The organism is Silicimonas algicola, from assembly GCF_003148765.1.
GTDB lineage: Bacteria > Pseudomonadota > Alphaproteobacteria > Rhodobacterales > Rhodobacteraceae > Silicimonas > Silicimonas algicola.
In genome coordinates this window covers 88,383-114,701 of record NZ_QGGV01000009.1, presented here as the reverse complement: position 1 = coordinate 114,701, position 26,319 = coordinate 88,383, and the positions used below count along the sequence as shown (strand labels likewise).

The following is a 26,319-nucleotide window of genomic DNA, read 5'->3' as shown; positions in this document are numbered from 1 at the left end:
CCGATTTTTTTGGCCGTTCCCGGCTTCAGCCCGGCGACATGCCCCGCAGCCTCTCGGACCTGCGCCGCAGGATCTCCAGCGTCGCAAGCAGCAGGATCGACAGCGCGACTAGAATCGTGGCAACCGCGAGGATCGTCGGGCTGATCTGCTCCCTCAGACCCGTGAACATCTGCCAGGGCAGTGTCTTCTGTCCCGCCGATCCCACGAAAAGAACGACCACCACCTCGTCGAAGGACGTGATGAAGGCGAAAAGCCCGCCCGAGATGACCCCCGGAAGGATCAGTGGCATCTGCACCCTGAAGAATGTCGTCACCGGGTCCGCGCCCAGGTTCGCCGAAGCCCGCGTCAGCGAACGGTCGAACCCGACGAGCGTCGCGGTCACCGTGATGATGACGAAGGGAATGCCCAGAGCCGCGTGCGCAAGGACGACGCCCCAGTAGGTCCCTTGAAGTCCGATCCGCGAATAGAAGAAATACATGCCCGCGGCCGAGATGATGAGTGGCACGATCATGGGCGAGATCAGCACCGCCATGATCACCCGCCGGAAGGGAACGTGCTGCTGGCTGAGTCCGATGGCGGCCAGCGTGCCGAAGCTCACGGACAGGATCGTCGCCATCGGCGCGATTCGGAAAGAGTTCCACAGCGCCTGCTGCCAGTCGTTGTTGGTGAAGAAGTCGCGGTAGTGCTTCAGCGAGTATCCGTCCGGGTCGAGCGCCAGCATCTTCGGTGTGAAGGTGAAGAAGTCTTCGGCGTTGAACGACAGAGGAATGATGACGGCGATCGGGGCGATCAGGAAGAAGAAGATCAGCCCGCAGATGACGCGGAAGGTATAATACCAGACGCGCTGGCCGGTCGTGGCATAGATCGGCAGTCCGCTCATCTCAGCCTCCCAGCTTCACGTTGTCGATCCCGACCATGCGGTCGTAGGTGTAGTAAAGCATCAGGACCGCAGCGAGGAGGATGGTGCCCAGCGCCGCCGCCAGTCCCCAGTTCAGCGAGGACGAGATGTGATAGGCGATCCGGTTCGAGATGAAGACCCCGGATGTGCCGCCGACCAGTTCGGGCGTGATGTAGTAACCGATGGACAGGATGAAGACGAGGATCGACCCCGCCCCGATGCCCGGTACCGAGTTCGGGAAGTAAACGCGCCAGAACGCCGTCCAGTCTGTCGCCCCCAGGCTCTTTGCGGCGCGGACGTAAGTCACCGGGATCGTCTTCATCACGGAATAAAGCGGCAGGATCATGAACGGCAGCAGGATATGCGTCATGGCGATGATCGTGCCGGTCTGGTTGTTGATGAGCACGAGTCGCCCCGTGTTGCTGACGATGCCGATCCATACGAGCAGATCGTTGATGACCCCCTGTTGCTGGAGGAGGATCTTCCAGGCGCTGGTCCTGACCAGAAGCGAGGTCCAGAAGGGAAGAAGCACCAGGATCATCAGCAGGTTCGCCGAACGCATCGGAAGGTTCGCCAGAAGCCACGCAATGGGATAGCCGAGGATGATGCAACTGATCGTGATGATCAACGACATCACCAGCGTGCGCTGGAACAGCATCAGGTAGATGCTCTCGCGATCCGGACGCTTCTCGATGCCGTTCGGCGTGAGTTGAAGGTCGATGGCGTTCAGGAAATACCCAATCGTGTACTCGCTCGAGTAGGTGCGCAGGGTGTTCCACACCTCGGTCTCACCCCATCCGTCATCCATCTCGACGAAGGCGGCGCGGTAATCGACCGAAGGCAGGTCTGCCTCCGCAGCCGCGCGAAGCTGATCGGCACCCGGCCCAGCGTAAGTCGCAAGCGCCTCCAGCGTCGCGTCGCGTTCCAGATCGACGCCCAGCGCGGCATAGACGGCTTCCCAAGGCTCTTCCTCGGCCACGACGTCGTCGTCGATCAGCGCGATGTAGACCGCCCAGGCCGTGTAGGCGCGCGTCGTGCGTGGAAGAATCTGCGCAATCTCTGCCGAGGGCGCGAATGCGATGTCTCCACCGGTCGGTTCGGCGGTCAGGGCTTTGACGCGCGCGCGTTCGGACTTCAGGAGGGCGTCGTCGCTGTCGTCGGCGTTGTTCATCAGGCCGTACCAGAACCCGGCCTCGCCCCAGCTTTCGTCGAGGTCCTCCAGAGCGTCCTGGGTCTCTTCGCCGATGTCGTCCAGCCGCCGGCCCGACGAGCGGAAAAGCGAGCTGACGCCGGCACTTTCATAGTTGAGGCGGGTGCCAAGCTGGGTGTGCTTCTTCGCCTCTGCAGCCAGGAACAGATCGAAGTACAGATCCTCGAAGGTCGGTTCGCCCGGCACCTCCAGCGACGACTGGTCCAACCCCGCCACGGTCTGCGGCAGCGTATCGGCGACGATGCGGTTTTCGACCGAGCGGAACAGCATGTCCGCGATAGGTGCAATGAAGGTGACAAGGATGAAGATGAGAAGCGGGGAAACGAGCAAGAGCGCCCGCATCTTCTCGCGGCGAAGCGCGCGGTTGAGGCTCGTTTTCAGTGGCGTGCCGTCGGCCGAGAGGACCGGGCCCGCCTCGGCGCGATCGGCCGTCCGAAGCGCGTTGTCGGGCGTGGCGCCTGTGATCTGGTCCGGTCCCGTCGCCGCGTCCGTCATTCGCCGTGTCCCTCCACGACGAGGATGGTGCTGTCAGCGGTGCGCCGCCGTATATCGGCGACTTCCTGGTACTCGGGGTCGTGGTAGGCCTTGAGGGCGGCTTCGTACGACGGAAACTCGATCACTACATGCCGGGCATGGGCCTCGCCCTCGACGATTTCGCTCTGGCCGCCCCTCACGATGAACCGGCCGCCAAGACCTTCAAGGATCGGCGTGTCCCGCGAGATGTACTCCTTGTACGCCTCGGGATCGCGGACCGTGATGTGACCGATGATATAGCCTTTCGGCATGACGTCCCCCTCGATGATGTGCGGGGCCCCGAAGGGCCCCGCGACGTCGGATTATTGCGACAGCCAGTTCTGGAAACGGGCTTCCACGTCGTCCTGATTGTCAGCCCACCACTCGATGTTGTTGACCAGATAGTTCTTCTGGTTCTCGGGGTTGGTGGGCATGTGCGGCGCCATCTCGATGCCGAGGTCGGCATGGGTCGAGACGAGCGGCTGCGAAGACGCACGAGCCGGACCGTACGAGATGTACTTGGCCTGATCGGCCAGACGCTGCGTGTCGGTGGCAAAGTTCAGGAAGTGCATCACGCGGTTGAGGCGCGGCTCGTCGAGCCCTTCGGGAACGATCCAGCCGTCGAAGTCGAAGACCTGCCAGTCCCAGAGCATCGCGATCGGCTGGTTCTGCTCGGCGATGGCCGAGAACAGACGACCGTTGTAGGTCGAGCCCATGACCACTTCGCCGTCGGCGAGAAGCTGGGGCGTCTCGGCGCCGGCCGACCACCAGATCACGTCGTCCTTGATCGTGTCGAGCTTGGCGAGAGCACGCTCTACACCATCCTCGTCGAGGACGTCATAGAGGTCTTCCTTGGCGACGCCGTCGCAGAGAAGAGCCCATTCGATGTTCTTCTTCGGACGCTTTTCAAGCGCGCGCTTGCCGGGGAAGGTCTCGGTGTCGAAGATCGCGCAGACGCTGTCCGGCGTGGCACCGTTCCACTCGGCCACGTCCGTGCGATAGCCGAAGGTTGTCGAGAAGACGATCTGCGGGATGAAGCAGTCGTTGATCGCGCTGTCGCCGAAGTCTTCCGACGCAGGCGTGCCATCCGGCGCAGCGGCCAGAGACTCGTCCAGGTCGACTTCCATCGCGAGACCTTCGTCGCACAGGCGCTGGCTGTCCGGACCTTCGACGTCGACGAGGTCGTAGGTCATGTTTCCGGCTTCCGAGGCGGCGCGGATCTTGGCAGTCGATTCGTTCGAGCTTTCGTCCCAGGTGACGTTAACGCCGGTCGCTGCCGCATAAGGCTCGGTGTAGGCCTTTTGCTGGCTGGACTGATAGGCGCCGCCCCAGGACATGATCGTCATCGAATCCGCGCAGTTCTCGCAGGGGGGCAGGTCCTGCGCACCGGCGATCACCGGAGCGACAGCCAGAGCCGTCGAGGCCAAAAGTATTCTCAGTTTCATTTCAATCTCCCAGTCATTGTACCCGTTAATGTCACTTGGCCGATGCGCCCCGGGCCGGGCGCGCCGGTGATCCGCTCAGGCGTCCAGCGCCCGGCAATCGGACGGAAGCCAGCCGATCTCGATCTGGCGGCCCGGCTCGAGCCGGGCCTGATCGGGGGCGTTCCGTGTCTTGACGACAAAATCGTCCTTGCCCGCGACCCGCAGCCGGGTCCGGAAGATGTCACCCATGTAGATGAATTCCAGCACCTCGGCCTTGAGCGTGTGCGCCCCAGGCATAAGCCGGTCCTTGTTGAACTCGACGCGCTCCGGACGGATCGAAACAAGGGTCTTTTCCCCAGGTTTGGTGACGTTCACGGGCTTGGCGTCGATCAGGTCGCCCGACGTCAGTCGGACGGTGCAGCGATCGCCGTCGATCTTGTCGATGACACCCGACAGCGTGTTGTTCTCGCCGATGAACTGCGCCACGAAACTGTTCTCTGGCTCTTCGTAAAGCTTGTCTGGCGGCGCCAGCTGCTGGATGCGGCCATCATCGAAGACTGCCACGCGGTCGGACATGGTCAGCGCCTCGGTCTGGTCGTGCGTCACATAGACCGTGGTGATGCCCAGAGAATGCGCAAGGTTCGTTATCTCGAACTGCATGTGCTCGCGCAGCTGCTTGTCGAGAGCGCCGAGGGGTTCGTCCATGAGGACGAGCTCGGGCTCGAAGACCAGCGCGCGCGCAAGAGCGACGCGTTGTTGTTGGCCGCCTGAAAGCTGCGCCGGGCGGCGCCCGCCGAAGGCACCCATCTGCACCATGTCGAGCGCGCTCTTCACGCGCTCTTCCCGCGCGGACTTGTCCACCTTCCGGACTTCCAGTGGGAAGGCCAGGTTTTCGGCGACGGTCATATGCGGGAAAAGCGCGTAGTTCTGAAACACCATGCCGATGCCTCGCTTGTGCGGCGGGATGTTGTTGATCGGCCGCCCATCGAGAAGGATCTCTCCGTGGGTCGCCGTCTCGAACCCGGCCAGCATCATGAGGCAGGTGGTCTTGCCCGACCCCGAGGGCCCCAGCATCGTCAGGAATTCGCCCTTGCCGATCGAGAGGTTCAGATCCTTCACGACAAGCGTTTCGCCGTCGTAACTCTTCTGCACATGGTCGAATACAACGAACTCGTCTGTGCCGTCTCTCACGTCGGACAATCCCCCCGGATCCCTGCTGCGTTCCCGCGATTCAACACGATGCGGGCTCCAAGTGCAACTTTCCCCTAGGTAAGGCCGCCTCGACCGCCGTTTGCGGCGTTCCTGATGCGGATTCCGGCATTGCCAGGGTGTCATGCGGAAATCGTGTTCGCTTCGATGCCGTAGGGGAACCCGGTGATGTCGACAGCGCCCTTTTCGTTCAGGACGAGAATATCGTGCTCTCGATATCCGCCCGCGCCAGGCTGCCCTTCGGGGATCGTCAGCATCGGCTCCATCGAAACGACCATGCCGGGTTCAAGCACGGTGTCGATATCCTCGCGCAGTTCCAAGCCTGCTTCCCGTCCGTAATAGTGACTGAGAATGCCGAAAGAGTGGCCGTACCCGAAGGTGCGGGACTGCAGCAGCCCCTCATCTGCGAAGAAACGGTTGATCTCGGCGCAGATACCCGAACATGTGGCGCCGGGGCGGATAAGGCTCATCCCAAGCTCATGTGCCGCGACGTTTGCTTGCCAGATCCGCTGCGTCTCGGGATCCGGCTCGCCAAGGTACAAGGTGCGCTCGAGCGCGGTGTAGTAGCCCGAGATCATGGGGAAGGTATTGAGGCTGAGAAGATCCCCTGCCGCAAGCTTCCGCGCCGTGACCGGGTTGTGCGCGCCATCGGTGTTCAGGCCCGACTGGAACCAGACCCAGGTGTCCCGATATTCGGCCTCGGGGAACGCCTCCGCGATCGCCAACTCCATCGCGTCCCGTCCCGCCATCGCCACGTCGATCTCTCTCGTGCCGATCCGGATCGCGTCGCGGATCGCCTTGCCGCCGATGTCGGCGACGCGGGCGCCTTCAGTGATCAGCCGGATTTCGGCGGGCGACTTGATCATGCGCGCACGCATGACGTCCGGCGCGATGTCGATCAGGTCCGACAGACCCAGCATCTCGCGAGCGGCCCGCTCGGACGCCAGCGTCATGTGGTCGCCTTCGATCCCCAGGCGATCGACGCGGCCCAGGACCGATCCGACCGCGCGCCAGTAGTTGTTTCGCTGCCAGTCGGTATAGATCACGTTGTCCGCGACCGACCGCCGCCAGGGCTGGCCCAAGTCGATGTTGGCCGAGATCGTGGTGCAGCGGTCCGGCGTCACGACACAGCCGTAGGGCCGTCCGAAGCTGCAATAGAGAAAGCCCGAGTAGTAGGCGATGTTATGCATCGAGGTGAAGAGAACGGCGGGGATATCGCGCCTTGCCATGATGGCCCGCAGCGTCGAAAGACGCGCGTCGTATTCATCGCGGCCGAATGGCAGGGTGGCCTTTTCGCCGTTTTCAAGCGTCAGGAAGTCGGGTCGGGTCATGGCGGTCGCTCCAGGTTCGCCACCCCCGGCGTACAGGGGCAATGAACGGGCCATACCGGCGACCGCCGGGCAGCGACGCCATCGCTGCGAGCGATTGGGAATCTATGACACCTGCCCGCCATCCGTCAATCGGTCGAGATGCGAGAGGCGTTGCATCCCTGTCCTCTCCCGGCGGTAAGCGCCAAGGGGTGCTTTTCTTAGGCACTAATCCTCAATATAGTGACCGAAACAGGCGGGGCGGTCCGTTCCAGAAGAAAAGGCAGGGCAGTGGCGCATATCATCGTCGTCGGGAACGAGAAGGGCGGCGCGGGCAAATCGACCGTCGCGATGCACATCGCGACGGCGCTCGTGCGCATGGGCCATGTGGTGGGGGTCCTCGACCTCGACCTGAGGCAGCGAAGCTTCGGGCGATACATCGACAACCGGAAGGATTTCATGGCGGCCGAAGGGCTTGACCTTCCCTGTCCGATCTACCGCGAGCTTCCGAACATCGCCAAGGAGTCGCTCGGTCCGGGCGAGAACGTCTACGACCAGCGCCTGTCGGCGGCCGTGACGGGGCTCGAGCGGGAGGTCGAATTCATCCTGATCGACTGCCCCGGCTCGCACACCCGTCTCAGCCAGGTCGCACACTCCCTTGCCGATACGCTTGTCACGCCATTGAACGACAGCTTTGTCGACTTCGACCTGCTGGCGCACATAGACCCGCGGACGAACCGCGTGCTGGGGCCTTCCGTCTATGCCGAGATGGTGTGGAACGCGCGCCAGCTTCGGGCGCAGGCCGGCCTTGATCCGATCGACTGGGTGGTGGTCCGCAACAGGGTCGGCGCACAGGCGATGCACAACAAGAAGAAGATGGAGGACGCCGTCAACGCGTTGGCCAGACGCGTCGGCTTCCGTGTTGCGTCGGGATTTTCCGAACGCGTGATCTTTCGCGAACTCTTCCCGCGCGGGCTTACCCTTCTCGACCTCCGCGACATCGGGGTTCAGAACCTGAACCTCTCGAACGTGGCCGCCCGGCAGGAGCTACGTGAACTGGTGAAAGAGTTGCGGCTTCCTGGTGTGACCGTCGACTTTTAGCGAATGGTAGCGGCGCTGGGTCTACGAGGCTCGGACGCTGCACCGGGGCGGCGGCTATGGGATCGACGGCGCTGTATGACGGCAGACATCGCCGCAACCGGTGTCACGTCGTCATCTCTCTCATTTCTCTTCCGGTCACGGCGCAGGATCGACGTCGCGCTTCCCATCGACAGGAGTGCGATGCCCGCCAGCAGCGTACCGACGACAGCCAAAGCGTGCCTAACGTTGGTCAATCTGTCGTCCTGAAGGACAACGGCGCCATCCATCGGGTCTGCGGACAGCAGCAAGACATCAGGCATGAGATGCAGGTCGGCACTGTCGAAGGCTGCCTCGACCGCACCGCGGATGGGACGGCCGGTCACCATCTCTCCCCGCACTCCGGTGACGTTGCCTACGCTGTCGCCCCTGGACGCCGTGGATGCGCCCAGAGCGTCGCCATCATGCTCGAACAGGACGGCGACCGGCACGGTCGCCAGTCGGGCGAGGTCAGCCATGTAACGCGCGTGGGTGCCGGCATCGTCGCGCGCAATCGGGCGTCGCGGCAGTCCGGATTCCTTCGAGATGAGATGCAGCGCGAGCGGCAGGGCGTCGGGCCGCACAGGGAAGATGGGATAGGCCGTGATCCAGTGGGGCCTGTCTTTGGTCCCCACGTTGACACGAGCCGCCTTGTCTTTGCCGATGTCGCCCACGACATGGACCTGGCCGATCATGTTGGTGTGACGATCCGCAATGAAATCCTGGACCATCACTTCAGTCGGATTCCCGACCTTCGAAGCGAGCATGTCCGCAGCGAACATCTGGTCCTGATGGTAGCCGATAACAGCCGACGTCCCAAAGCAGAGGACCGCGGCTGACATCCAGACGCGTGGCGACAGAAGCTGGGTCCTCCAAAGGGAGATCAATGTCCGTCCTCGTACATGCGCATTCGTTACGCTTTGATCCTGAGGGTCCAAGGGGGCGGGAACGTGGCGATTGTCTGGAAGATTGACCATGGTGTTTGAACAATGTGTTTATCCACAGGGGAGTTCCGATGCCGCTGCCGATTTCGGCGATCAGTCGTGTCGCGAGCTTTCTAGCAGTGGAAAGCGGAGATGAGGCATGAAGGTCGGGCTTATCGGGACAGGCATGGTGGCAAGGACCTATGCCGATGCCATCGCGAGCTCCAAGGTTGTGGCGCTGGGGCCCGTCTACTCACGAAATCCCCTTAATAGAGACGCTTTTCTGGCCTCGCATCCCGCTTTGGACGGCTCGCCCGCGTTCGACGTGGACCAGATCGCAAACGACCACAGCGTGGACTTTGCCATCGTCATCACGCCGCCAGATGCGCGACTTGAAATCGTCGAGACCCTCGCGCGCGCCGGGAAGCCAATCCTGATGGAAAAGCCCGTAGAGCGCACGCTCGAGAACGCCACGCACCTCGTCGAGCTTTGCGAAGACCTTGGCGTGCCACTCGGTATCGTCCTCCAGCATCGCGCGAGACCCGTGGTCGCCGAACTGAACGCCCGGCGCGACCAACTGGGGCCTTTGCTCTCGGTCGAGGTGGACGTGCCGTGGTGGCGTCCGCAAGAGTATTATGACCAGCCCGGGCGCGGCACCTACGCCCGCGACGGCGGCGGCGTTCTGATCACTCAGGCGATCCACACCATGGACCTCATGGTGAGCCTCACGGGACCCGTCCGCGACGTCACCGCCATGTGCGCGACCACCGGGGCTCACAATATGGAGGCCGAAGATTTCGTCGTTGCAGGACTGTCATTCGAAAACGGCGCGTTCGGCAAGCTTTTCGCCACGACCGCCGGCTTTCCAGGTTCCGGTGAAACGATCTCGCTGCACTGTCGTGACGGCTCCGCGCGGCTCGAGGCCGGTATACTGAGGCTCGATTATCGCGACGGGACATCCGAAACTGTCGGCCGGGCCACGAGCAGCGGCGCGGGAGCCGATCCCATGGCCTTCACCAGCGACTGGCACCGCGCGATGATCGAGGATTTCGCCGAGGCGATCAGGGAAGGTCGTCCGCCGCTCGTTCCAGGCCGGGCAGCGCTCGAGGTGCATCGCCTGATCGCCGCGATCGAGAAGGCCGGCGAGACCGGAAAGCGTGTCACTCTGGAAAGGGTGTGATCCACGTCCTTCAAGCCTGGCGTCTCGGCATCGATTACGGGCAAATCTTCGCCTGTTCATCCAGAGAACCGAAAGCACCATCTAGCTGCGCAAGGACACCGACATCGGGCGTCCGCACGTCAGCAACACTCTGCTTCTGCTGAATATTGACCAGAACGAGCCGATGCTTTGCGGCGAGGCGGGGCTGCCATATTTCCCGCGCCTCGTCGGGGACGTTCAGGACCGGAGGGAAACGGCCGTGAGACTGGCGCATACCTTCACGGTCATGAACTTGGCCGTACGCTCGCAGATGAGGACCGAGGGTCAGGCCGCGTAGGTGTCCAGCGCAGCTTTCATGCCGTCGGCGTGGATCATGCGCAGCCATCTGGCGAAGGGCTCGGCAAACCGCTTGTCATTGCCGAGGTCGCCATAGAACGGAAGCGCCAGCCAGGCCCCGGGATCGTCCTTCGCCGCGGTTGCCGCCGCCTGAAGTTCATCCCACATTGGGTCGTTCGGTTCCACCGTCGTTCCGTTCTCGCGGACTCCGGTGCAGTAGCGGCACCACGCCGCCTCGACCAGCGCCAGCCCTTCGATCGAGGTGCCGGCCGCCAGGGCCTCATGGATGATCGGCAAGAGGAAACCGGGATGCCGGCTCGATCCGTCGAATGCGACGCGCCGTGTGGTGTCCACGATCCGCGGGTTTGAGAAACGACGGTCTATCAGGTCTATGTATTCGGCCGGCGTCTTGCCCGGCACAGGCTTCACGAAGGGCAGGATCTCGGTCGCCTCGACCTTGTGGAAATAGGCGTGGATCGAGGGGTGCTCCATAGTGGCTGAAATCGTCTCTAATCCTAAGACTTCGGCAGGTGCCACGATGACCTGATGCCCGCCGTTCAGGATTCGGATCTTCATGGTCTCGTAGTCATGGACGTGGCGCGAGAAGGTCGCACCCGCCTTGTCCCAATCCGGGCGACCCGCGCAAAAATCATCCTCGATCACCCACTGGCGGAAGTTCTCGTGCGTGACCGGAACCTTGTCGTCGATGCCAAGGCCCCGTGCGAGCGCAAGCTCGTTCGGCCCGGTCGCCGGCACGATGCAGTCGACCATCGAGTTCGGGAAGGTGCAGTTCGCCCCTATCCAGTCCGCGAGGTCGGCGTCGCCCATCCGCGCAAGCGACAGGATTGTCCGCTTCAGGACTTCGCCATTGCCCTGGAGGTTGTCGCAGCTCTGTCCCGTGAAGGGCCCAGCGCCTGAATCCCGTCGCCGCTTGAGCGCCGCGATCATCGCACCGAAGGCGGTGCGCGGGCGGTCGGGGTGAGCGGCGTCATGGACGATGTCGGGGTGAGCGGCATCTAAGCCCTTGTTGGCAGCGTCGATGAAGTAGCCGCCCTCGGTCACGGTCAATGCAACGATACGGATTGCCGGATCTGCCATTCTGGCGATCAGCGCACCGTTGCCTTCTTCGATCGGAACGTAGTCGATCATGGACCCCGTCACCTCGGCCGAGCTTCCTCCCGGGTCGAGTTCGATCAGCGTCGTCAGGTAGTCCTGCGATTTCATCTTCTCGCGCATCGCGGCGTCGTAGGGGCGCACGCCAGCGCCGACGATAGCCCAGTCGTGGGCCAGTCCCTCCTGCATCAGCCGGTGCAGATACCAGGCCTGGTGAGCGCGATGAAAGTTGCCGAGACCGATGTGGACGATACCTGCCCTCAAGGCGCCGCGATCATAGGTCGGGCGCAGCACGGCGTCGGGAAGCTGGTCTAGCGTCTCGTTGGACAGGGGTATCATTCGGCTATCACTCGTTTCCTTTGCCGCTGCCTCTGGCAGTGGCGTCACGCAGGCATCGACCATACCGCACTATGAGATTCGCAGGCCTGCCTTGTCGAAGCGATGCATCCGGCTTTCGTCCGGCGTCAACCAGATCGTGTCACCGTGATGCATATCCACCTCGCCCCCGGCCCGCACCGTGATGGGTTCGTCGCGTCCCTCCAAGTGGACGTGGAAGAACGTGTCCGACCCCAGATGCTCCGACACGCCGACGCGGCCTTTCCATAGACCCTCGGTCGGCGAGGGGGTGATGTGCTCGGGCCGGATGCCCACGGTATGAGCACCCCGTTTCTGGGCCTCGGGGCCTTCGAGAAGGTTCATCCTGGGGCTTCCGATGAACCCGGCCACAAACTTGTTGCGGGGCGTATGATACAGCGTCAGCGGGCTGCCGACCTGCTCGATCACGCCTGCCTGAAGCACGACGATCTTGTCCGCCATCGTCATCGCCTCGACCTGGTCGTGGGTGACGTAGACCATCGTGGTGGCGAGGCGTTTGTGAAGTTCACTGATCTCGAGCCGCATCCCGACCCGCAACGCCGCGTCGAGGTTCGACAAGGGCTCGTCGAAGAGGAACGCCGCCGGTTCGCGCACGATGGCGCGACCGATCGCGACCCTCTGCCGCTGTCCGCCCGAAAGCTGGCCCGGACGCCGCTCGAGGTATGGCGTCAGGTTCAGGACTGACGCCGCGCTGTCGACGCGCCGGTCGATTTCGGCCTGCTCCATCTTCGCCATCTTCAGCGGAAAGGCGATGTTCTTCCGGACGCTCATGTGCGGGTAAAGCGCGTAGGACTGAAACACCATCGCCAGACCGCGCTTGGCGGGAGCCACGTTCGTCGCATCCTGCCCGTCGATCCGGATCTGGCCCGAGGACACGTCCTCGAGCCCCGCGATCAGGCGCAGAAGCGTGGACTTGCCGCAGCCCGACGGGCCGACGAAGACCACGAATTCTCCATCCTCGATCTCGAGGTCCAGCGGCGGGATGACGGTGACCTCGCCGAACGTCTTCTTCACCTTGTCGAGTACGATGCGTCCCATGTCGTTTCCCTCACTTCACCGCGCCGAACGTCAGTCCGCGGACGAGTTGTTTCTGGCTGAACCAGCCAAGGATCAGGATCGGCGCGATGGCCATGGTCGAGGCCGCCGACAGCTTTGCGTAGAACAGGCCCTCGGGGCTGGAGTAGCTGGCGATGAAGGCGGTCAAGGGAGCGGCCTTCGCGGCAGTCAGGTTTAGGGTCCAGAATGCCTCGTTCCACGCCAGGATGAAGTTCAGGAGCATGGTCGAGGCGATGCCGGGCACCGCCATCGGTGTCAGCACATACAGGATCTCGGCCTTGAGTGAAGCTCCGTCCATCCGGGCAGCTTCGAGGATCTCCCCGGGGATCTCCTTGAAGTAGGTATAGAGCATCCAGACGATGATCGGCAGGTTGATGAGCATCAGCACCACGACGAGGGCGGCGCGGCTGTCCAGGATCCCCAGCTCGATGCAGATGAGGTAGATCGGATAAAGAACACCCACCGCCGGCAGCATCTTCGTCGACAGCATCCACATGAGGATGTCCTTCGTCCGCCTCGACGGGACGAACGCCATCGACCAGGCCGCCGGGATGGCGATCAGCACGCCAAGAACGGTCGATCCGCCGGCGATGATGACCGAGTTCCAGAGAAAGCGCATGTAGTTCGAGCGCTCCTGCACCACTGCATAGTTCTCGAGCGTCCAGTCGAAGAACAGGAACACGGGAGGGCTGCTTATCGCCTGCGCCTCGGTCTTGAAGCTGGTCAGGATGGTCCAGAGGATCGGGAAGAAGATCAGCAAGCCCGCCGCCCAGGCGATGACGGTGTTGATGGCCTTGCGCTGCGGTGTGACGTTTCGTGCCATGCTCTGTCTCCTACGCGTCCAGGTTCTTGCCGACGATGCGCATCAGGAAGATGGCGACGATGTTGGCCAGGATGACGGCGTAAATGCCGCCAGCGCTTCCCAGTCCAACGTTCTGGCTTTCCAGCACACGCTGGTAGATCAGGTAGGTCAGCGTGCGGGTGCCGAACGAACCCTGAGTCGTGACGAAGATCTCGGCGAAGATCGACAGAAGGAAGATGGTCTGGATCAGCACCACGACCGTCAGCGCGCGGCTGAGGTGGGGCAAGATGATGTAGGCGAAGCGCTTCAGCGGAGGCGCACCGTCCATCTCGGCCGCCTCGAGCTGCTCGCTGTCGAGCGACTGGATCGCCGTCAAAAGGATCAGCGTCGCGAACGGCAGCCACTGCCAGGCCACGATGATGATGATCGAGAACAGCGACCACTGGCTCAGCCACTCGACGGGCTGCGCTCCGAAGAATTTCCAGATGTGGGCGAAGAGTCCGTTCACGGGGTCCATGAACATGTTCTTCCACACCAGCGCCGTCACCGTGGGCATAACGAAGAAGGGTGCGATGACGAGGATCCGGACGATCCCCTGACCCCACATCGGCTGGTCGAGGAGAAGCGCCAGGAGGATGCCGAAGATCGTCGTGATCAGAAGGACGCCACCGACGAGGACCAGCGTCGTCTGCACGCTTGGCCAGAAGGCCGAAGAGGTGACGAAGCGGATGTAGTTCTCCAAGCCGACGAACCCCATGTCGCCGCCTCTCAGCGGCAGGTACTCGCGGAACGAGAACCACAGGGTCATGACGAGCGGCACCAGCATCCAGCCTAGAAGCAGGATCACGGCAGGGGCCATCATCAGTCGGGCGGCGGATCGGGAATGTTGGGTCGCCATGACAAATCCTCTCGGGCCGTGGGCTGCACCCACAGGGAAAGATCATCACTCGTGCCGGGTACGGTAGGTCCGGAGGCAGCCCGAAGACCGCCCCCGGCAGGGAGGAGTCCGTCAGTAGCCTGCGGCTTCCATTTCTTCAGTCGTCAGGGCCTGAGCCTTTTCAAGCGCCTGCTCGACGGTCTGCTGACCGGCCAGCGCGGCCGAGAACTCCTGGCCAACGGTGGTGGCGATGCCAGCGAACTCGGGGATCGCGACGAACTGGACGCCCGTGTAGGGAACCGGATCGATGGTCGGATTGGTCGGGTCGGCCGAGTTGATCGAGTCGAGCGTCATCTTGGCGAACGGCACCTGGGCGTATTCCGGATTCTCATAGAGCGAGGTGCGGGTGCCCGGCGGGACGTTTGCCCAGCCTTCATTTTCGGCGACGAGGGCGGTGTATTCCTTCGACGTCGCCCAGGCCACGAACTTCTTCGCGGCGTCCGTGGCATCCGATCCGGCGGGGATGGCCAGCGACCAGGCCCACAGCCAGTTGCCCCGCTTGCCGAGCCCGTTGTCAGGCGCGAGAGCGAAGCCGACCTGGTCGGCAACAGTGGAATCCGCCGGATTAGTGACGAAAGACGCCGCAACCGTGGCGTCGATCCACATGCCGCACTTGCCCTGCTGGAACAGCGAGAGGTTCTCGTTGAAGCCGTTGGTCGAAGCGCCCGGAGGGCCGTAGTTGGTCATCAGGTCCATGTAGAAGTTCAGCGTGTTGGCCCAGGCTTCGGAGTCGAACTGAGCCGTCCACTCCTCGTCGAACCACTTGGCGCCGAACGAGTTGCCCATGGCCGTCAGGAAGGCCATGTTCTCACCCCAGCCGGCCTTGCCGCGCAGGCAGATGCCATAGACTTCGGCATCCTTGTCGGTCATCGCCGCTGCGGCTTCCTTGATGAAATCCCAAGTGGGCGCCTCGGGCATTTCCAACCCGGCCTTTTCCATCAGGTCCTTGCGGTACATGACCATGGACGACTCGCCATAGAACGGCGCCGCGTAAAGCTCGCCGTCCACCGTCAGGCCATTCCGTATCGCGGGGAGAATGTCGTCGGCATCCCACTCCGCGGGAAGGTCGTTCAGCGACACGAGCCAGCCCTGCTTGCCCCAGATCGGCACTTCGTAGGTGCCGATGGTCAGCACGTCGAACTGGCCGCCTTTGCTCGCGATGTCCTGCGTCACACGCTGGCGCAACACGTTCTCTTCCAGAGTAACCCACTCCAGCGTGATGTCGGGGTTCTGGGCCGTGAAGTCCTCGGTCAGACCCTGCATCCGGATCATGTCGCCGTTGTTGACGGTCGCGATCGTAACGGTGGTCTGGGCGTTCGCCGCGGCGGCAATCGCACAAACGGCTGCCGCACCCATGAGGGTGCGAATCTTGAAAGTCATCGATGTTCCTCCCAGTTCAAGAGCATAAACATATGCTCATGTAGTGAACATATGCTCAACCATTGCCATGATTCTGTCAAGTGGTTCCGAATTCTGCTCAGGCGCGCAGCAAGTGGCGCGCCGTCTCCTCGTCCGTGATGAGCTGGTCGATCAACCCGCCTGCCAGCGCAGCGCGAAGTGCGGTAACCTTCTTGCGCCCCGCCGCGATACAGCAAAGCGGCATTCCTGCGACAGGCACCCTGACGCCCATTGTCCGGTCATTCACCGAGTGGTCCAGAAACCGTCCTTCCATGTCGAAAACATGGCCCGCGATCTCGCCCGCCGCGCCCACGCTCCTCAGATCCTCGAGCTCGGCCTCCGAGATGAAGCCGTCCACAAAAAGCGGTGCGTCGTCGCTGGTCTGGCCGATGCCCACGATGGCCAGGTCCGCCGCCTGAGCCAGCGTGCGGGACGCCTGGACGTGCGGCAGCTTCATGTAAAGCTCGTACTCGTCAGGCGTCCGGGCGATCAGCGGAATCGCCAGCGGATACTGGGGCGCCTGGGTCTTTTCGGCCAGTCGCACGATAACTTCGTAGGCTGTCGCAGACCCGTCCGGCGCCACGTTGCCGTTCAGCGCCACAAGCTTGTGATGCGCTCCCTCGATCCGCTGCATCTGCTCGATCACCGCGCGCAGCGTCCGGCCCGTTCCAAGGCCCACGGTCCTTGGCTCGTCCGACTGGAAGATGCCTTCCAACACTGGTGCCGCGAACACGGCGACGCCCCGTACCGGATCTGCGTCGGGCCCGAGGCTGGGCGACACCCAAGCCCGATCAAGGTTGAACCGCGTCTTAAGATCGCGCTCCATCTCCAGACAGGCCACGATCGGATGGTCGATGCTGATGCGCACCAGCCCCTCGGCGGCCGCACGCGCGACGAGGCGCTGAGCCCTCTGACGCGAAATTCCCAGCTCTCGTGCGATCTGGTCCTGTGTCAGGCCACCAACGTACGACAGCCACGCCGCGCGCGCCGCCCAGTCGCGGGGCGAGACGTCGGGATCGTCGACGGATGGACGGTTCATGGATCAGTGCTCCGCTCGAGGCCGCGGGCACCATCGAAGAAAACGTCGAACGAATCAATCTTGGCATGGGGAGGCGCCGTCGGATCGTCCAACAGCTCAAGACCGGTCAAGTGGCTGCCGCCGGTGAATTGCCACACCGTCATGCCCGCCGCCAGGCCCGCACGGATGCCCGCGAAGCTGTCCTCGATCACCAGGCACCGATCGGGCTGCGCACCCATCTTCCCGGCAGCCGCAAGGAACAGGTCGGGCGCGGGCTTGCCCCGCTCGACCTCGCTCGACGTCGTCACGCGGCCCGCGAAGGTCTTTTCGAGGTTCACGATCTTCAGGCTGCGCGCCACGCGTTCGGGACTGGAACTGGTGGCAAGGCAATAGGGCACGCCGAGACGGCTCAGGACAGCGGTGAAGCCCGGCATCACGGTCAGCTCACTGTCGAAGGCGGCCAGAAGCCGGGTGCGGTAATCAGCCTCGAACCCCTCCGGCAGGGCGATGTCGAAATCCGTCCGGATCTGCGCCATGACGACCGGATAGCTCCGGCCCAGGAAGTGGCGCGCGACATAGGCGCGGTCGACCTCGACCCGATAGCCCGCCAACGTCTCGATCAGCATACGTGCCGAGATGGCCTCGCTGTCGATGACGACGCCGTCGCAGTCGAAGATCACGAGCTCGAAGGGGGCCATGAGGCGCAGTGTCCCGGAGATGTCCCGACGATCTAGCGCGCGACGCGGCCCTCGAACAAGGCGGCTTCGTTCACGCTCGAACTGAAGAGTCCGGACACAAGTACGCATAGACCGGGATCGAGATTGTTCAGGGTGACGGTCGCTCCATGGCCGATGGCAATTGCCCTCACCATGGCGAGACCCAAGCCATTTCCGGGAATATGACGTGACGGGTCCTCCCGCGAGAAACGGTCGTAGGCGTGAGGGAGAAACCCTTCCGCCATGCCGGGCCCGCTGTCGCGCACCGTGAAATCGACCTGCCGACCCCTGGACGTCGCCGACACCGCGACCCTCGCGCCGCGCGGGCAATACTTGATGGCGTTCTCGACGAGGTTCCCAAGCATTTGCAGCAGCAGGTTGCGATTGCCGAGGACGGCGACGTCAGGGCCGGGAGACGAGACGTCGAACGTCATGCCGGCAATCACCGCCGCCTCTTCGTAGAGATCGCGCAGGTCGTCCAGCATCGGACCGACTGGCACGGCGGCGAGGTCGAAGGCGGACTGGCCGTGCTCCAGGTCGGCGATCGTGAGAAGTGCGTTGAAGGTCCTTTCGATCTGGTCGATCGCAGCCAACCCCGCGGCCTTGTCGTCTTCAAACCGCGAGGTCGGGGCAAGACGCTCCAGTCTCTGCCGAAGTCGCTGGAGCGGCGAACGCAGGTCGTGCGCCACATCCACGGTGATTTGGCGTTGCGCGGTCACGAGCGACTCGATCTGCCCAAGCGCGTGATCGATCCTCGTCTCGACCTGCCCCAGATCGTCGAAAGCAGGATCCTTCGCCGCGATCCGGGCAGACAGATCGCCCGACGACGCACGTCCCAGAACGTCGGAGATTATGGCGACGCGATCCTCCGTCAGACGGCCTATGCGGCTTCCCAGCAAGAGGCCGAGCGCAAGAAGCGAGACGAAACCGAACACAAGCGCGGCGACGAGCGCCTCGAGAAGTTCGAAGATCACCTCATCGCTGATGCCCTGGATCAGTGTCCAGGGCCCGATCCGGTCGATCTGAACCCAGTATCCATCCACCTCCCCCGACGGGTCCGGCGGCAAGCCGAGTTCCCTTAGAGAGACATGCGTGCTCGACCTGACATCGGGCACCGACTCCAGTTTCCCGGAGATCGCGTTGCCTGCTTCATCGAATAGCCCGAAGATCCGCATGCGGGCGGCGCTCAGTCGCGACAGTGCTTCGACACTTGCGCGGAGGCTGTCCAAGTCGCCTTCGTCGAACACCACCTGAAGCGATGCGGCATCGTCGCGCATCAAGTCCTTCGCCCAGTCCCGCATCTCGTAGCGAGACACGAAATACGCGAGAAGGAAAATGACGAGAACGAGCCCCGTGTAGAGAAGCGAATACTGGACGGAGAGCCGCCGACTGGTACGACGCAGCCAGAGGCTGCGCATCTTCCGGTCAACCATGGATACGATATCCGGATCCGCGCACGGTATGGATTAGCGGCCTGTCGAAGGGCTTGTCGACCTTGTCGCGCAGGCGGCTGATCTGTGTTTCTACGACGTTCGTACGGGGATCGAAATTGATGTCCCAGACCGACTCGAGCAGCATCGTGCGAGTCACGACGCGGTCCGCGTTCCGCATCAGGTAGCAGAGCAGCCGATACTCCCGTGGCTGCAAACGGATCTCGGTACCTGCCCGTGTGACCTTCTGAATCAGCAGATCGACGATCAGGTCCGACGTGCGCAACTCGGTCTCTTCCGTCGCAAGCGCAGGCCGTCTGGCCAATGCCTGAACACGAGCCGAAAGCTCTGCGAAGGCGAAGGGCTTGGAGAGGTAATCGTCTCCGCCGCCCTGAAGGCCGTCGACCCGATCCCGTATCGCGGTCAACGCGCTGAGAAAAATGACCGGGGTCCGGTTTCCGGCGTCGCGAAGCGCCTTGACCAGAGACAGCCCGTCGAGCTTCGGGATCATGCGATCGACGATGAGAATGTCGTAGTCGTCGTCGAGCGCCGCGAGGAAGCCGTCTGATCCATTCGCCGCGTGCCGGACCGAGTGGCCCTCCTCGTGGAAACCGGACGTCACATAGGCCGCGGTTTCTGCATCGTCTTCGATGAGGAGGATGTTCATGCTCTCGAGTTCCAAGCCGACTTCCTCCTTTCTTATGATGCGCTGATGGGAATGGCGACGGAGTTGCGCCGTCTCAGGGGCAGCTCGACGGCAGGTGGTAGAGGTAGAGGTGACGCCCGGAGTAGGCGCCGCGATCGGGCGCGATGGACGCTTCCGGAGCGATAGACACGCCGTCGCACTCGTACGACGCCGCGTAGGTGACCAGAGCAACTGCGGTGGTCTCAGACCGGGGTGCGGCCATGTCGTACCAATGGCGAGGGGCTCCCGAATGGGTCCGTGCCAGGATCTGGGCCCCACTGTTGTCGCGGGCGGCGTAGGTCAGGTCGGCAAGGATCTCGCGCTCGTCCGATGCGATTGGCCGCCCCCGTGCGATGGCAAGGATGTTACCCATGACGGCGCTTCGACCCGTGTAGCGGTCGGTGAGTTTCGGCGCGAGCCCGGGACTGACGATAAGCACCGTCACGGCGAGTATCAGAACCAGATTGACCCCAAGCCCGGCAAGAAGGGTCTTCGTCTGGCCCGTGCGCGACAGCCGAAGCCCGACCAGAGCCGCAGCGGCGGGGTAGGCCGCGAAGGCCCAGTTGGCATTGGCCTTCGCGGTCAAAGCCTGGAAGGCAACGAGGACAAGGATAGGAACAGAGGCGACCAGAAGATAAGTCTCGATCCGGCTGTGCGAACGCCTGACTGCGCCGAGCCAGAGAACCGCGAACACAGGTCCGATGACGAAAGCCTGGGAGGCGAGAAACTCCAGAAGACCGCCTATGTCCATTGCAAGGCCGCTGCCCAAGCGGGCATTGTCAGCGGTGTGCGACAGGGTGACCAATCCGTTCTGCACGTTCCAGAGAAGGTTCGGCGCGATCGTGATCAGGAATGCGAGCAAGGCTGCGCCGAGGGCGCGCGGCACGGGCCGCAATCCGGGCCAGAAGGCGGCGATGGCCACCGTAAGCCAGAAGTACGCCCCGGCGTATTTTGCAAGCACGGCGATCCCCGCCAGCGCCCCGGCGAGCGCTCCGAATTGCCATTTGCGCGTCTCGAGGGCCCGCCACCAACTCCAGAGGGCAGCGGCGAGGAACGGGGCCATGATCGTGTCGGTCGAGATCATCCACGAACCGATGACCAGCACTGGCATGGCCAGGTAGACCGCGGCGACCCATAGCGCGGCGGGGCGATGGATCCGCCCCATCCATTCCGCGAGGATCAAGGCTGTGGCCCCGTGGAACAGAGGCGCCGCCACGCGGACCCAGAACGTGGAGTCGCTTCCCGCCAACGACGTGGTCGACCCGATAACCCAGGCGATGAGCGGCGGCTTCGAGAAATAGCCCCAGGCAAAGCCCCGTCCCCAGGCCCAGTACTGTGCCTCGTCATAAAACAGGTCGGTCGGCGTCAGGGCGAGGACGGCCAACCGGAGCGCGGTGACGACACCGACAAGCAGGAAAAGTCCCGCGCGATCGTTCATCCCGTAACGACGGACTCGTGCCGGATCAGCCAGAGATTCCGCGCGTAGATGAAGACACCCATGCTTTGACCGAGGATGAATACCGGGTCGGCGCGATAGATGGCATAGGTGAGGAGAACGAAACCGCCGCAGATCGAGAACCACCAGAACGCGATCGGTATTGTCGATCGACCGGCACGTTCGGATGCGATCCACTGGACGATGAACCGGGCCGTGAAGAGAAGCTGCCCGGCCAGGCCAATAGCCACCCAGGTCAACTCGGTAGCCGAGGTGACTCCCAGAAAGTCGTAAATGGCGGACATTTCGTGGCCTTCCTATCTCGCGCTCACTGAACGTTACTAAGTTTTGCCGGCGCCTTCTGAAGTTCGCGCGCATGCGTCGTTTTTTTACGTCGGATCAACCACATGACGCCAACCAGATCGACGACGCCGACGAGCGCGCGCTGCAGGTTGGTGTATTTCGAAACACCCCCCTGCCGGGCGGCGTGGGCGACATCCACATGCACGACCACCAAGCCCGACCGCACCACGAGGGCGGGTAGGAAACGGTGCATGTGGTCGAAATAGGGGAGTGACAGAAACACCTCTCGCGGAAAGACCTTCAGCCCGCAGCCCGTATCTCGCGTTCCATCCTTGAGAGCAGCGCCCCGAATGAAGTTGGCGGCGCGCGATGCCCACAGCTTTGCCCGACGGTCCTGCCGCTTGATGCGCTGGCCGGCGACCAAACCCAGTTCGACCTTGCCCTTGTTTTCCGACCATGCAGCAAGCAGCTTCGGAATTTCCTCGGGTGGGTTCTGCCCGTCGGCATCGAGCGTGACGATGAGTTCGCTGCGAGCGGCGACGACGCCAGTGTGAATGGCCGCCGACTGACCGGCGCGCACATCATGCTGGATGACCCGCCAATGCGATGGACCGGCGAGAACCTGCGCTGCCGTGCCGTCATCCGATCCGTCGTCCACGACGATGATGTCGAAGCTCCGCCCAGCGAGCGCGGCATCGATCCGGCGCAACAGGTCGCCGATGACCTGTTCTTCATTGAGGGCGGGAATGACGATCGTGAATTCCCGGGGCAAGCCTCTATTCTGCAGCAAGTGTCACCTCCGCCGTCGCGCGTCTGCGATACTTAAGCATGACCAATGCAATTCCCGTCACGATGAGGACAGCGAAAACGACATCGGACAAGAAATGACGTCCCGCCGCGATACGCAACGCCGAGCCGACAATGGGAATGGCAACGGCACAGGCACGAATGGTCCGGCGCAGCCAAGGACTGGATATAGGCGCCGACAAGAGCCAGATCGCCACCGCGGCGGCAGCCGCCCCGGACGCCTCGCCCGAGACGAACGAGCAGTTCCACTCGCATTGGTCTGTTGGCCAAAGGGCCGAAGTGAAATCGGTCGCGCCTCCGAACTCGGTGATGGACGCAGGCCTCGCTCGTCCCCAATAGCTCTTGAGAACGAGGTTCGCGGCTATGCCAGGGCCGAGGATGTAGACGGCGACGACGATGTTCCAGATACGGTAGGTCGAGCCCAGGAAACTGCCGCGCACAATCGCGACGAGGGCCCCCACAAGCGCAAACAGCGCTACACAGATTGACGCCGTCCAGATCGACTGTCTCACCGCTTCCAGAACATTTGATCCGGTGCCGGAAAAGCCGCCGTTTCTGTAAAACAGCGATGAAAACGCGATGTCCACCTGGGGCACAAGTGTGAAGACCACACAGGACGCCACAAGCGCCATGAACCACAGGCGAGTCATATGTTGTTGCGAGCCTTCATATGCGTAGAATATACGGCCGGCCCCTCGCTCTGCGCAATGGTCGTAGTGTCCGCAAGGCCGAGGGTAATATCCGGACAGGCCAGACCGTTGGTGTTGGAAGTCCGTGTCACTCGCCACCCCGAATCCGTTCCAGCCGCAGTGAAGCGGCTACTTCAAAGTCGGACCTAAGGAGGTAAGATTGAACTCAGTTTGCCGAAATATTACGATTTTGCAATGTCGCGAATTTTCGATTGTTGCAGCTCAGACGGGCTGCGTAGGGACGCGGCACCATGCTTCTCGCACAAGACCTCGATAAGCGAACCGAACGCGCCACGGACCTGTGGCAGGTTTGGTGCCTTGCTGGACTTCTGGCGGTAGTTTTCGTCGGTGGCGTTCTCCTGCGGCCCGCGCTTCCGATCGACGAAACCCGGTATCTTTCGGTTGCGTGGGAGATGCACCTCTCGGGCGATTACTTCGTCCCGACGAAGAACGGAGAGACCTACGCGCACAAGCCTCCGTTGCTCTTCTGGCTGATTAACGCAGTCTGGTCGGTGACCGGGGTGTCGGAAGTTGCAGCGCGACTTGTCGGACCCGCGTTCGCCATCCTCAATCTTCCGCTGACCTTCGTTCTTGCGCGCCGCCTGTATCCGGACCGGCCCGATATTGCCCCCGCCGCAGCCGCCGTGCTGACCTCGCTGCTCTTCTATGGGCTTTACGCCGGCCTCACGATGTTCGACGCGATGCTGACGGCGATGACACTTCTGTTCCTTAGCGGCGCATGGGCAGCCCTGCGCGAGGACCGGCGCATGGGTTGGCTGGTCTGCGGTCTGGCCCTCGGGCTCGGTATACTCGCGAAGGGTCCGGTCATACTTCTCCACACGTTGCCGGTCTTGCTGTTTTCGGGCGCGTGGCGGGCATCAAACGTAAAGCTGTCCTCGGTGCTCAAGGGAACGCTGTCCGCTCTGGGGATCGGCGCGGTCATCGCTGCCGCCTGGCTTCTGCCCGCTCTCGTGCTTGGCGGCGATGCCTATCGCGACGAACTGCTCTGGACCCAGACGGCTGGACGAGTGGCGAACGCCTTCGACCACGCCCGCCCGGCTTGGTTCTTCCTGGCGCTGCTGCCGATCTATCTTCTGCCATGGTCCCTGAACCTCGACGCATGGCGCGCGATGGGGCGAATTGAACTCGCACATCCGGCTGTACGGATGCTGGTCCTTCACGTCGCCGGAGCACTTCTGCTCTTCAGTTTGATCGCAAGCAAGCAGGTGCATTACCTTCTTCCTGAACTGCCTGCGTTGTCGATCCTGCTCGCGAGCGTCCTGCAGACCCGAAGGCTTCGGGTCAGAAGCAACCTCGCCGTCATCGGCTCTGGCTTGGCAGCATCAGGAGTTGCCATCGGCCTGTTCGTAAACGGGGACCAATGGACCTCAATCTGGATTACGGACAGCACTCTTGCCGGTGCGGCGCTTCTGCTTGGATACGCGGCGCTCACGGTGATCTTTCTTGGCCGAAGGACGCTGTTCGGCATCACCCTGTGGACACTGTCGACGTTCGCCGTTCTGAATGCCTGGATTGGGGCCAGTGCCCTTGGACGTAACAACGATATTCAGGAATTCACTAGACACTTCGCGGGCCGAGATGGCCAGGACATTGCCTACCTCGGAAAGCCCTACAACGCCGAGTTCAACTTCATAGGGCGCCTCACCTCTCCCATCTACGACGCGTCCTCGCTCCATGACGTCAAGGTTTGGGCGACCAGGCATCCCCGTGGTTTGATCGTGGCACCGGTAGGGACTCTCCCTGACGCGCCCTCGGTCACGGTCACATACGGCAGACGCAGCTTCGGAATTTGGAACGCCGAGGTCGCGGTCGACTAAAGAAGGTCCGGGCGTGGATCACGAACACGGGTCCGGCATCATCTGACGAACCGCACGATTGCCGAACCGATCCGGGCACGGACGTCTGGTGTTTCGGCATCCACGGCACGAGCAATGGCCAGAAGGTCGCGGCGTGTGGCATGAAGTTGATCGATGAGCGTGATCACGACGCCAAGCGCCGCGTCGTCGAGCTCAAGACCTTCTGTCAGATCGAAAATCAGGTGCAGGCGGGCGCAATCAACCCGGCGAAAGACATGGACGGGGGCACCCGCATCCTCTCGGCGCAGCGGTGTGATCAACTCGGACTCGACGAAGGCTGCAAGACGGGTGTGCGTCAGACCCGGGACAGCGGCAAGCACCTCGTCCGCAGTCAGGTGTTCGGTCATGGTGCGGCCTCGCTGAGCAGATCGACACGCGGGTCGTGGGAATGGGTCTTGCGCCATTCGGTCAGGAAATCCCGCAAGGCTTCGTCGATCTCCGGGGGTGTCACGATATTGAGTTCCACAAGCTGATCCCCGGCGGTCTTTCCCCCTGGATGTGATACGCCGCGCCCACGTAGGCGCAGAACCCGGCCGGAACTCGCACCTTTCGGGATCGTCAGATTTACGGGCCCCTTGACGGTCGGCGCGGTGACTTTTGCCCCGAGTATGGCCTCGTCGATCGTGATGGGCAGGGTGAGAAGTATATCGTCACCCTCGCGCCTGAAAACGGGATGCGGGCGGACCGACAGGGTTATCAGGGCATCGCCCGGCGCACCGTCCCCAAAGCCCGACCCCCCCTTTCCGCGCAGGCGCAGTGTCTGGCCGTCGTGCGCCCCCTCGGGGATCTTCACCGCGACACTGCCTCCTTCCGGAAGGGTGAGACGCATTTCGCCTCCACGAACGGCGTCGAGAAAGGGAACTTCTAGCGCATATCGAAAATCAGGGCCGGGCGCGGAAAACCCGCGACCGTTGAAGTCGCCGCCGCCCTGGCGTGTTCGCTGCCGCAGGATTTCCGCAAAGATGTCTGCAGGATCGACGTTGCGCTCGAAACCGCGTCGTTGCTGGTAGGGGTTGTCTCCGGCATCGGCAAAATCGCGGTAGTATTGGCGCTGCGGCCGTTCAGCGCCCGCCCCATCGATCTCGCCCGCGTCGAAACGGGCACGGGTGACGGGATCCTTCAGCAGATCATAGGCGGTGGCGATGGCCTTGAACCGCGCTTCCGCCCCGGCGTCGTCGGGATGCAGGTCGGGATGGCTGGTGCGCACCAGCTTGCGGTACGCCTTCTTGATGTCATCCGCAGTGGCGGATTTGGTCAGGCCAAGCGTCTCGTAGGGATCGACAGTCATCCGTCAGCCTTCCCTTTCCGGCAGGACTTCCATTCGCCTGCTTCACATGGGGTGCTGGTGCGCGCCTTGATACAGATCAGCATGTGACGAAAACCAAGCTTGTAGAATTCCGCGATCATCCGTCTGCCGTCCCGCCCGGACCGTTCGCGGGTTTCCGGGGGTCCGATGGACATGCCGGAACACCACACTGCGTCCGACTTTTCGACCAAGGTCGTTGACGCATCCGACGAGGCCTGTGAGCGGCGGTTGCCAGCGGTGCGTCCGCAACCCGCAGCATCCCGCTCCCGACCATCGC

24 protein-coding genes and 1 pseudogene are annotated in these 26,319 nt (G+C 62.9%); 3 read left to right on the top strand and 22 right to left on the bottom strand.

Annotated elements, in window-relative coordinates:
- Nucleotides 1-25: 25 nt before the first annotated feature.
- The 6 genes and pseudogenes from C8D95_RS17155 to C8D95_RS17130 form a co-directional block, all read right to left on the bottom strand.
- A pseudogene (locus tag C8D95_RS17155) lies at nucleotides 26-862 on the bottom strand (ABC transporter permease); the annotation flags it as partial.
- A gap of 19 nt (nucleotides 863-881) precedes the next feature.
- Nucleotides 882-2,603 carry an ABC transporter permease gene (locus C8D95_RS17150; protein ID WP_109760429.1) on the bottom strand — a complete coding sequence of 574 codons (1,722 nt, stop codon included), beginning with the start codon at nucleotides 2,601-2,603 and terminating at the stop codon, nucleotides 882-884.
- Nucleotides 2,600-2,893 (bottom strand): DUF1330 domain-containing protein, encoded by a 294-nt coding sequence (locus tag C8D95_RS17145; RefSeq protein WP_109760428.1) that lies wholly within the window; start codon nucleotides 2,891-2,893, stop codon nucleotides 2,600-2,602. The genes C8D95_RS17150 and C8D95_RS17145 overlap by 4 nt, the downstream gene beginning before the upstream one ends.
- A 51-nt stretch (nucleotides 2,894-2,944) precedes the next feature.
- Complete coding sequence (locus tag C8D95_RS17140; RefSeq protein WP_109760427.1) at nucleotides 2,945-4,066, bottom strand: extracellular solute-binding protein; 1,122 nt, start codon at nucleotides 4,064-4,066, stop codon at nucleotides 2,945-2,947.
- A 75-nt stretch (nucleotides 4,067-4,141) separates the two neighbouring features.
- Nucleotides 4,142-5,236: an ABC transporter ATP-binding protein gene (locus C8D95_RS17135; protein ID WP_420902646.1), complete on the bottom strand. Its 1,095-nt coding sequence runs from the start codon at nucleotides 5,234-5,236 to the stop codon at nucleotides 4,142-4,144.
- 140 nt (nucleotides 5,237-5,376) lie between these two features.
- Nucleotides 5,377-6,585, bottom strand: coding sequence for an aminopeptidase P family protein (locus C8D95_RS17130; RefSeq protein WP_109760425.1), 1,209 nt, complete (start codon nucleotides 6,583-6,585; stop codon nucleotides 5,377-5,379).
- Nucleotides 6,586-6,852: 267 nt separating this feature from the next.
- Between C8D95_RS17130 and C8D95_RS17125 the strand changes: the two genes are divergently transcribed.
- Nucleotides 6,853-7,662 carry a division plane positioning ATPase MipZ gene (locus C8D95_RS17125; RefSeq protein ID WP_109760424.1) on the top strand — a complete coding sequence of 270 codons (810 nt, stop codon included), beginning with the start codon at nucleotides 6,853-6,855 and terminating at the stop codon, nucleotides 7,660-7,662.
- On the opposite strand, the gene C8D95_RS17120 is transcribed toward C8D95_RS17125, so the two are convergent.
- The gene (locus C8D95_RS17120) at nucleotides 7,659-8,444 is read right to left on the bottom strand and encodes a hypothetical protein (RefSeq protein WP_146203011.1); all 786 of its coding nucleotides are present in this window, start codon (nucleotides 8,442-8,444) and stop codon (nucleotides 7,659-7,661) included. The two genes, C8D95_RS17125 and C8D95_RS17120, sit on opposite strands and share 4 nt — an antisense overlap.
- Nucleotides 8,445-8,760: 316 nt before the next feature.
- On the opposite strand from C8D95_RS17120, the gene C8D95_RS17115 reads away from it, so the two are divergent.
- Entirely contained in the window at nucleotides 8,761-9,780 is a 1,020-nt protein-coding gene (locus tag C8D95_RS17115; protein ID WP_109760422.1) for a Gfo/Idh/MocA family protein, read from the top strand.
- 303 nt (nucleotides 9,781-10,083) lie between these two features.
- Here C8D95_RS17115 and C8D95_RS17110 read toward each other — a convergent pair whose 3' ends face one another.
- The 13 genes from C8D95_RS17110 to C8D95_RS17050 all read right to left on the bottom strand — a co-directional run bounded on the left by C8D95_RS17110 (nucleotide 10,084) and on the right by C8D95_RS17050 (nucleotide 22,820).
- Entirely contained in the window at nucleotides 10,084-11,547 is a 1,464-nt protein-coding gene (locus C8D95_RS17110; protein WP_109760421.1) for a mannitol dehydrogenase family protein, read from the bottom strand.
- Between the two features lie 69 nt (nucleotides 11,548-11,616).
- Entirely contained in the window at nucleotides 11,617-12,621 is a 1,005-nt protein-coding gene (locus C8D95_RS17105; protein WP_109760420.1) for an ABC transporter ATP-binding protein, read from the bottom strand.
- A 10-nt stretch (nucleotides 12,622-12,631) separates the two neighbouring features.
- Entirely contained in the window at nucleotides 12,632-13,462 is an 831-nt protein-coding gene (locus C8D95_RS17100) for a carbohydrate ABC transporter permease (protein WP_109760419.1), read from the bottom strand.
- 10 nt (nucleotides 13,463-13,472) lie between these two features.
- Nucleotides 13,473-14,339, bottom strand: a complete 867-nt coding sequence (locus C8D95_RS17095) for a carbohydrate ABC transporter permease (protein ID WP_109760418.1) — start codon at nucleotides 14,337-14,339, stop codon at nucleotides 13,473-13,475.
- Nucleotides 14,340-14,450: 111 nt separating this feature from the next.
- Nucleotides 14,451-15,758 (bottom strand): ABC transporter substrate-binding protein, encoded by a 1,308-nt coding sequence (locus tag C8D95_RS17090; RefSeq protein ID WP_109760417.1) that lies wholly within the window; start codon nucleotides 15,756-15,758, stop codon nucleotides 14,451-14,453.
- A 97-nt stretch (nucleotides 15,759-15,855) separates the two neighbouring features.
- The gene (locus C8D95_RS17085) at nucleotides 15,856-16,815 is read right to left on the bottom strand and encodes a sugar-binding transcriptional regulator (RefSeq protein ID WP_109760416.1); all 960 of its coding nucleotides are present in this window, start codon (nucleotides 16,813-16,815) and stop codon (nucleotides 15,856-15,858) included.
- Nucleotides 16,812-17,492 carry an HAD family hydrolase gene (locus tag C8D95_RS17080; RefSeq protein WP_109760415.1) on the bottom strand — a complete coding sequence of 227 codons (681 nt, stop codon included), beginning with the start codon at nucleotides 17,490-17,492 and terminating at the stop codon, nucleotides 16,812-16,814. Before C8D95_RS17080 ends, C8D95_RS17085 begins: the two co-directional genes overlap by 4 nt.
- A 32-nt stretch (nucleotides 17,493-17,524) precedes the next feature.
- The gene (locus C8D95_RS17075; protein ID WP_109760414.1) at nucleotides 17,525-18,943 is read right to left on the bottom strand and encodes a sensor histidine kinase; all 1,419 of its coding nucleotides are present in this window, start codon (nucleotides 18,941-18,943) and stop codon (nucleotides 17,525-17,527) included.
- A complete protein-coding gene (locus C8D95_RS17070) occupies nucleotides 18,936-19,607 on the bottom strand; it encodes a winged helix-turn-helix domain-containing protein (protein WP_109760499.1) in 672 nt (223 codons plus the stop codon). The genes C8D95_RS17075 and C8D95_RS17070 overlap by 8 nt, the downstream gene beginning before the upstream one ends.
- Nucleotides 19,608-19,680: 73 nt before the next feature.
- Complete coding sequence (locus C8D95_RS17065; RefSeq protein ID WP_109760413.1) at nucleotides 19,681-21,063, bottom strand: ArnT family glycosyltransferase; 1,383 nt, start codon at nucleotides 21,061-21,063, stop codon at nucleotides 19,681-19,683.
- The gene (locus tag C8D95_RS17060) at nucleotides 21,060-21,365 is read right to left on the bottom strand and encodes a lipid-A-disaccharide synthase N-terminal domain-containing protein (protein WP_109760412.1); all 306 of its coding nucleotides are present in this window, start codon (nucleotides 21,363-21,365) and stop codon (nucleotides 21,060-21,062) included. Before C8D95_RS17060 ends, C8D95_RS17065 begins: the two co-directional genes overlap by 4 nt.
- A gap of 23 nt (nucleotides 21,366-21,388) precedes the next feature.
- On the bottom strand, nucleotides 21,389-22,135 hold the full coding sequence (locus C8D95_RS17055; protein WP_241239748.1) for a glycosyltransferase family 2 protein: 747 nt from the start codon (nucleotides 22,133-22,135) through the stop codon (nucleotides 21,389-21,391).
- A gap of 4 nt (nucleotides 22,136-22,139) precedes the next feature.
- The gene (locus C8D95_RS17050) at nucleotides 22,140-22,820 is read right to left on the bottom strand and encodes a phosphatase PAP2 family protein (RefSeq protein WP_109760410.1); all 681 of its coding nucleotides are present in this window, start codon (nucleotides 22,818-22,820) and stop codon (nucleotides 22,140-22,142) included.
- A 290-nt stretch (nucleotides 22,821-23,110) separates the two neighbouring features.
- Here C8D95_RS17050 and C8D95_RS17045 point away from each other — a divergent pair, with 290 nt between their 5' ends.
- The gene (locus C8D95_RS17045) at nucleotides 23,111-24,697 is read left to right on the top strand and encodes an ArnT family glycosyltransferase (RefSeq protein ID WP_109760409.1); all 1,587 of its coding nucleotides are present in this window, start codon (nucleotides 23,111-23,113) and stop codon (nucleotides 24,695-24,697) included.
- Between the two features lie 38 nt (nucleotides 24,698-24,735).
- Here the strand turns inward: C8D95_RS17045 and C8D95_RS17040 are convergent, their stop codons facing one another.
- Complete coding sequence (locus tag C8D95_RS17040; RefSeq protein WP_109760408.1) at nucleotides 24,736-25,083, bottom strand: hypothetical protein; 348 nt, start codon at nucleotides 25,081-25,083, stop codon at nucleotides 24,736-24,738.
- Entirely contained in the window at nucleotides 25,080-26,024 is a 945-nt protein-coding gene (locus tag C8D95_RS17035; RefSeq protein WP_109760407.1) for a DnaJ C-terminal domain-containing protein, read from the bottom strand. Before C8D95_RS17035 ends, C8D95_RS17040 begins: the two co-directional genes overlap by 4 nt.
- Nucleotides 26,025-26,319: the final 295 nt, after the last annotated feature.

What these genes read in the sequence shown, in the direction of transcription:
- C8D95_RS17150 (WP_109760429.1), bottom strand. Translation starts at nt 2,603, where the DNA reads ATGACGGACGCGGCGACGGGACCGGACCAGATCACAGGCGCCACGCCC.
- C8D95_RS17145 (WP_109760428.1), bottom strand. Translation starts at nt 2,893, where the DNA reads ATGCCGAAAGGCTATATCATCGGTCACATCACGGTCCGCGATCCCGAG.
- C8D95_RS17140 (WP_109760427.1), bottom strand. Translation starts at nt 4,066, where the DNA reads ATGAAACTGAGAATACTTTTGGCCTCGACGGCTCTGGCTGTCGCTCCG.
- C8D95_RS17130 (WP_109760425.1), bottom strand. Translation starts at nt 6,585, where the DNA reads ATGACCCGACCCGACTTCCTGACGCTTGAAAACGGCGAAAAGGCCACC.
- C8D95_RS17120 (WP_146203011.1), bottom strand. Translation starts at nt 8,444, where the DNA reads ATGCTCGCTTCGAAGGTCGGGAATCCGACTGAAGTGATGGTCCAGGAT.
- C8D95_RS17115 (WP_109760422.1), top strand. Translation starts at nt 8,761, where the DNA reads ATGAAGGTCGGGCTTATCGGGACAGGCATGGTGGCAAGGACCTATGCC.
- C8D95_RS17110 (WP_109760421.1), bottom strand. Translation starts at nt 11,547, where the DNA reads ATGATACCCCTGTCCAACGAGACGCTAGACCAGCTTCCCGACGCCGTG.
- C8D95_RS17105 (WP_109760420.1), bottom strand. Translation starts at nt 12,621, where the DNA reads ATGGGACGCATCGTACTCGACAAGGTGAAGAAGACGTTCGGCGAGGTC.
- C8D95_RS17100 (WP_109760419.1), bottom strand. Translation starts at nt 13,462, where the DNA reads ATGGCACGAAACGTCACACCGCAGCGCAAGGCCATCAACACCGTCATC.
- C8D95_RS17095 (WP_109760418.1), bottom strand. Translation starts at nt 14,339, where the DNA reads ATGGCGACCCAACATTCCCGATCCGCCGCCCGACTGATGATGGCCCCT.
- C8D95_RS17090 (WP_109760417.1), bottom strand. Translation starts at nt 15,758, where the DNA reads ATGACTTTCAAGATTCGCACCCTCATGGGTGCGGCAGCCGTTTGTGCG.
- C8D95_RS17085 (WP_109760416.1), bottom strand. Translation starts at nt 16,815, where the DNA reads ATGAACCGTCCATCCGTCGACGATCCCGACGTCTCGCCCCGCGACTGG.
- C8D95_RS17080 (WP_109760415.1), bottom strand. Translation starts at nt 17,492, where the DNA reads ATGGCCCCCTTCGAGCTCGTGATCTTCGACTGCGACGGCGTCGTCATC.
- C8D95_RS17075 (WP_109760414.1), bottom strand. Translation starts at nt 18,943, where the DNA reads ATGGTTGACCGGAAGATGCGCAGCCTCTGGCTGCGTCGTACCAGTCGG.
- C8D95_RS17070 (WP_109760499.1), bottom strand. Translation starts at nt 19,607, where the DNA reads ATGAACATCCTCCTCATCGAAGACGATGCAGAAACCGCGGCCTATGTG.
- C8D95_RS17065 (WP_109760413.1), bottom strand. Translation starts at nt 21,063, where the DNA reads ATGAACGATCGCGCGGGACTTTTCCTGCTTGTCGGTGTCGTCACCGCG.
- C8D95_RS17060 (WP_109760412.1), bottom strand. Translation starts at nt 21,365, where the DNA reads ATGTCCGCCATTTACGACTTTCTGGGAGTCACCTCGGCTACCGAGTTG.
- C8D95_RS17050 (WP_109760410.1), bottom strand. Translation starts at nt 22,820, where the DNA reads ATGACTCGCCTGTGGTTCATGGCGCTTGTGGCGTCCTGTGTGGTCTTC.
- C8D95_RS17045 (WP_109760409.1), top strand. Translation starts at nt 23,111, where the DNA reads ATGCTTCTCGCACAAGACCTCGATAAGCGAACCGAACGCGCCACGGAC.
- C8D95_RS17040 (WP_109760408.1), bottom strand. Translation starts at nt 25,083, where the DNA reads ATGACCGAACACCTGACTGCGGACGAGGTGCTTGCCGCTGTCCCGGGT.
- C8D95_RS17035 (WP_109760407.1), bottom strand. Translation starts at nt 26,024, where the DNA reads ATGACTGTCGATCCCTACGAGACGCTTGGCCTGACCAAATCCGCCACT.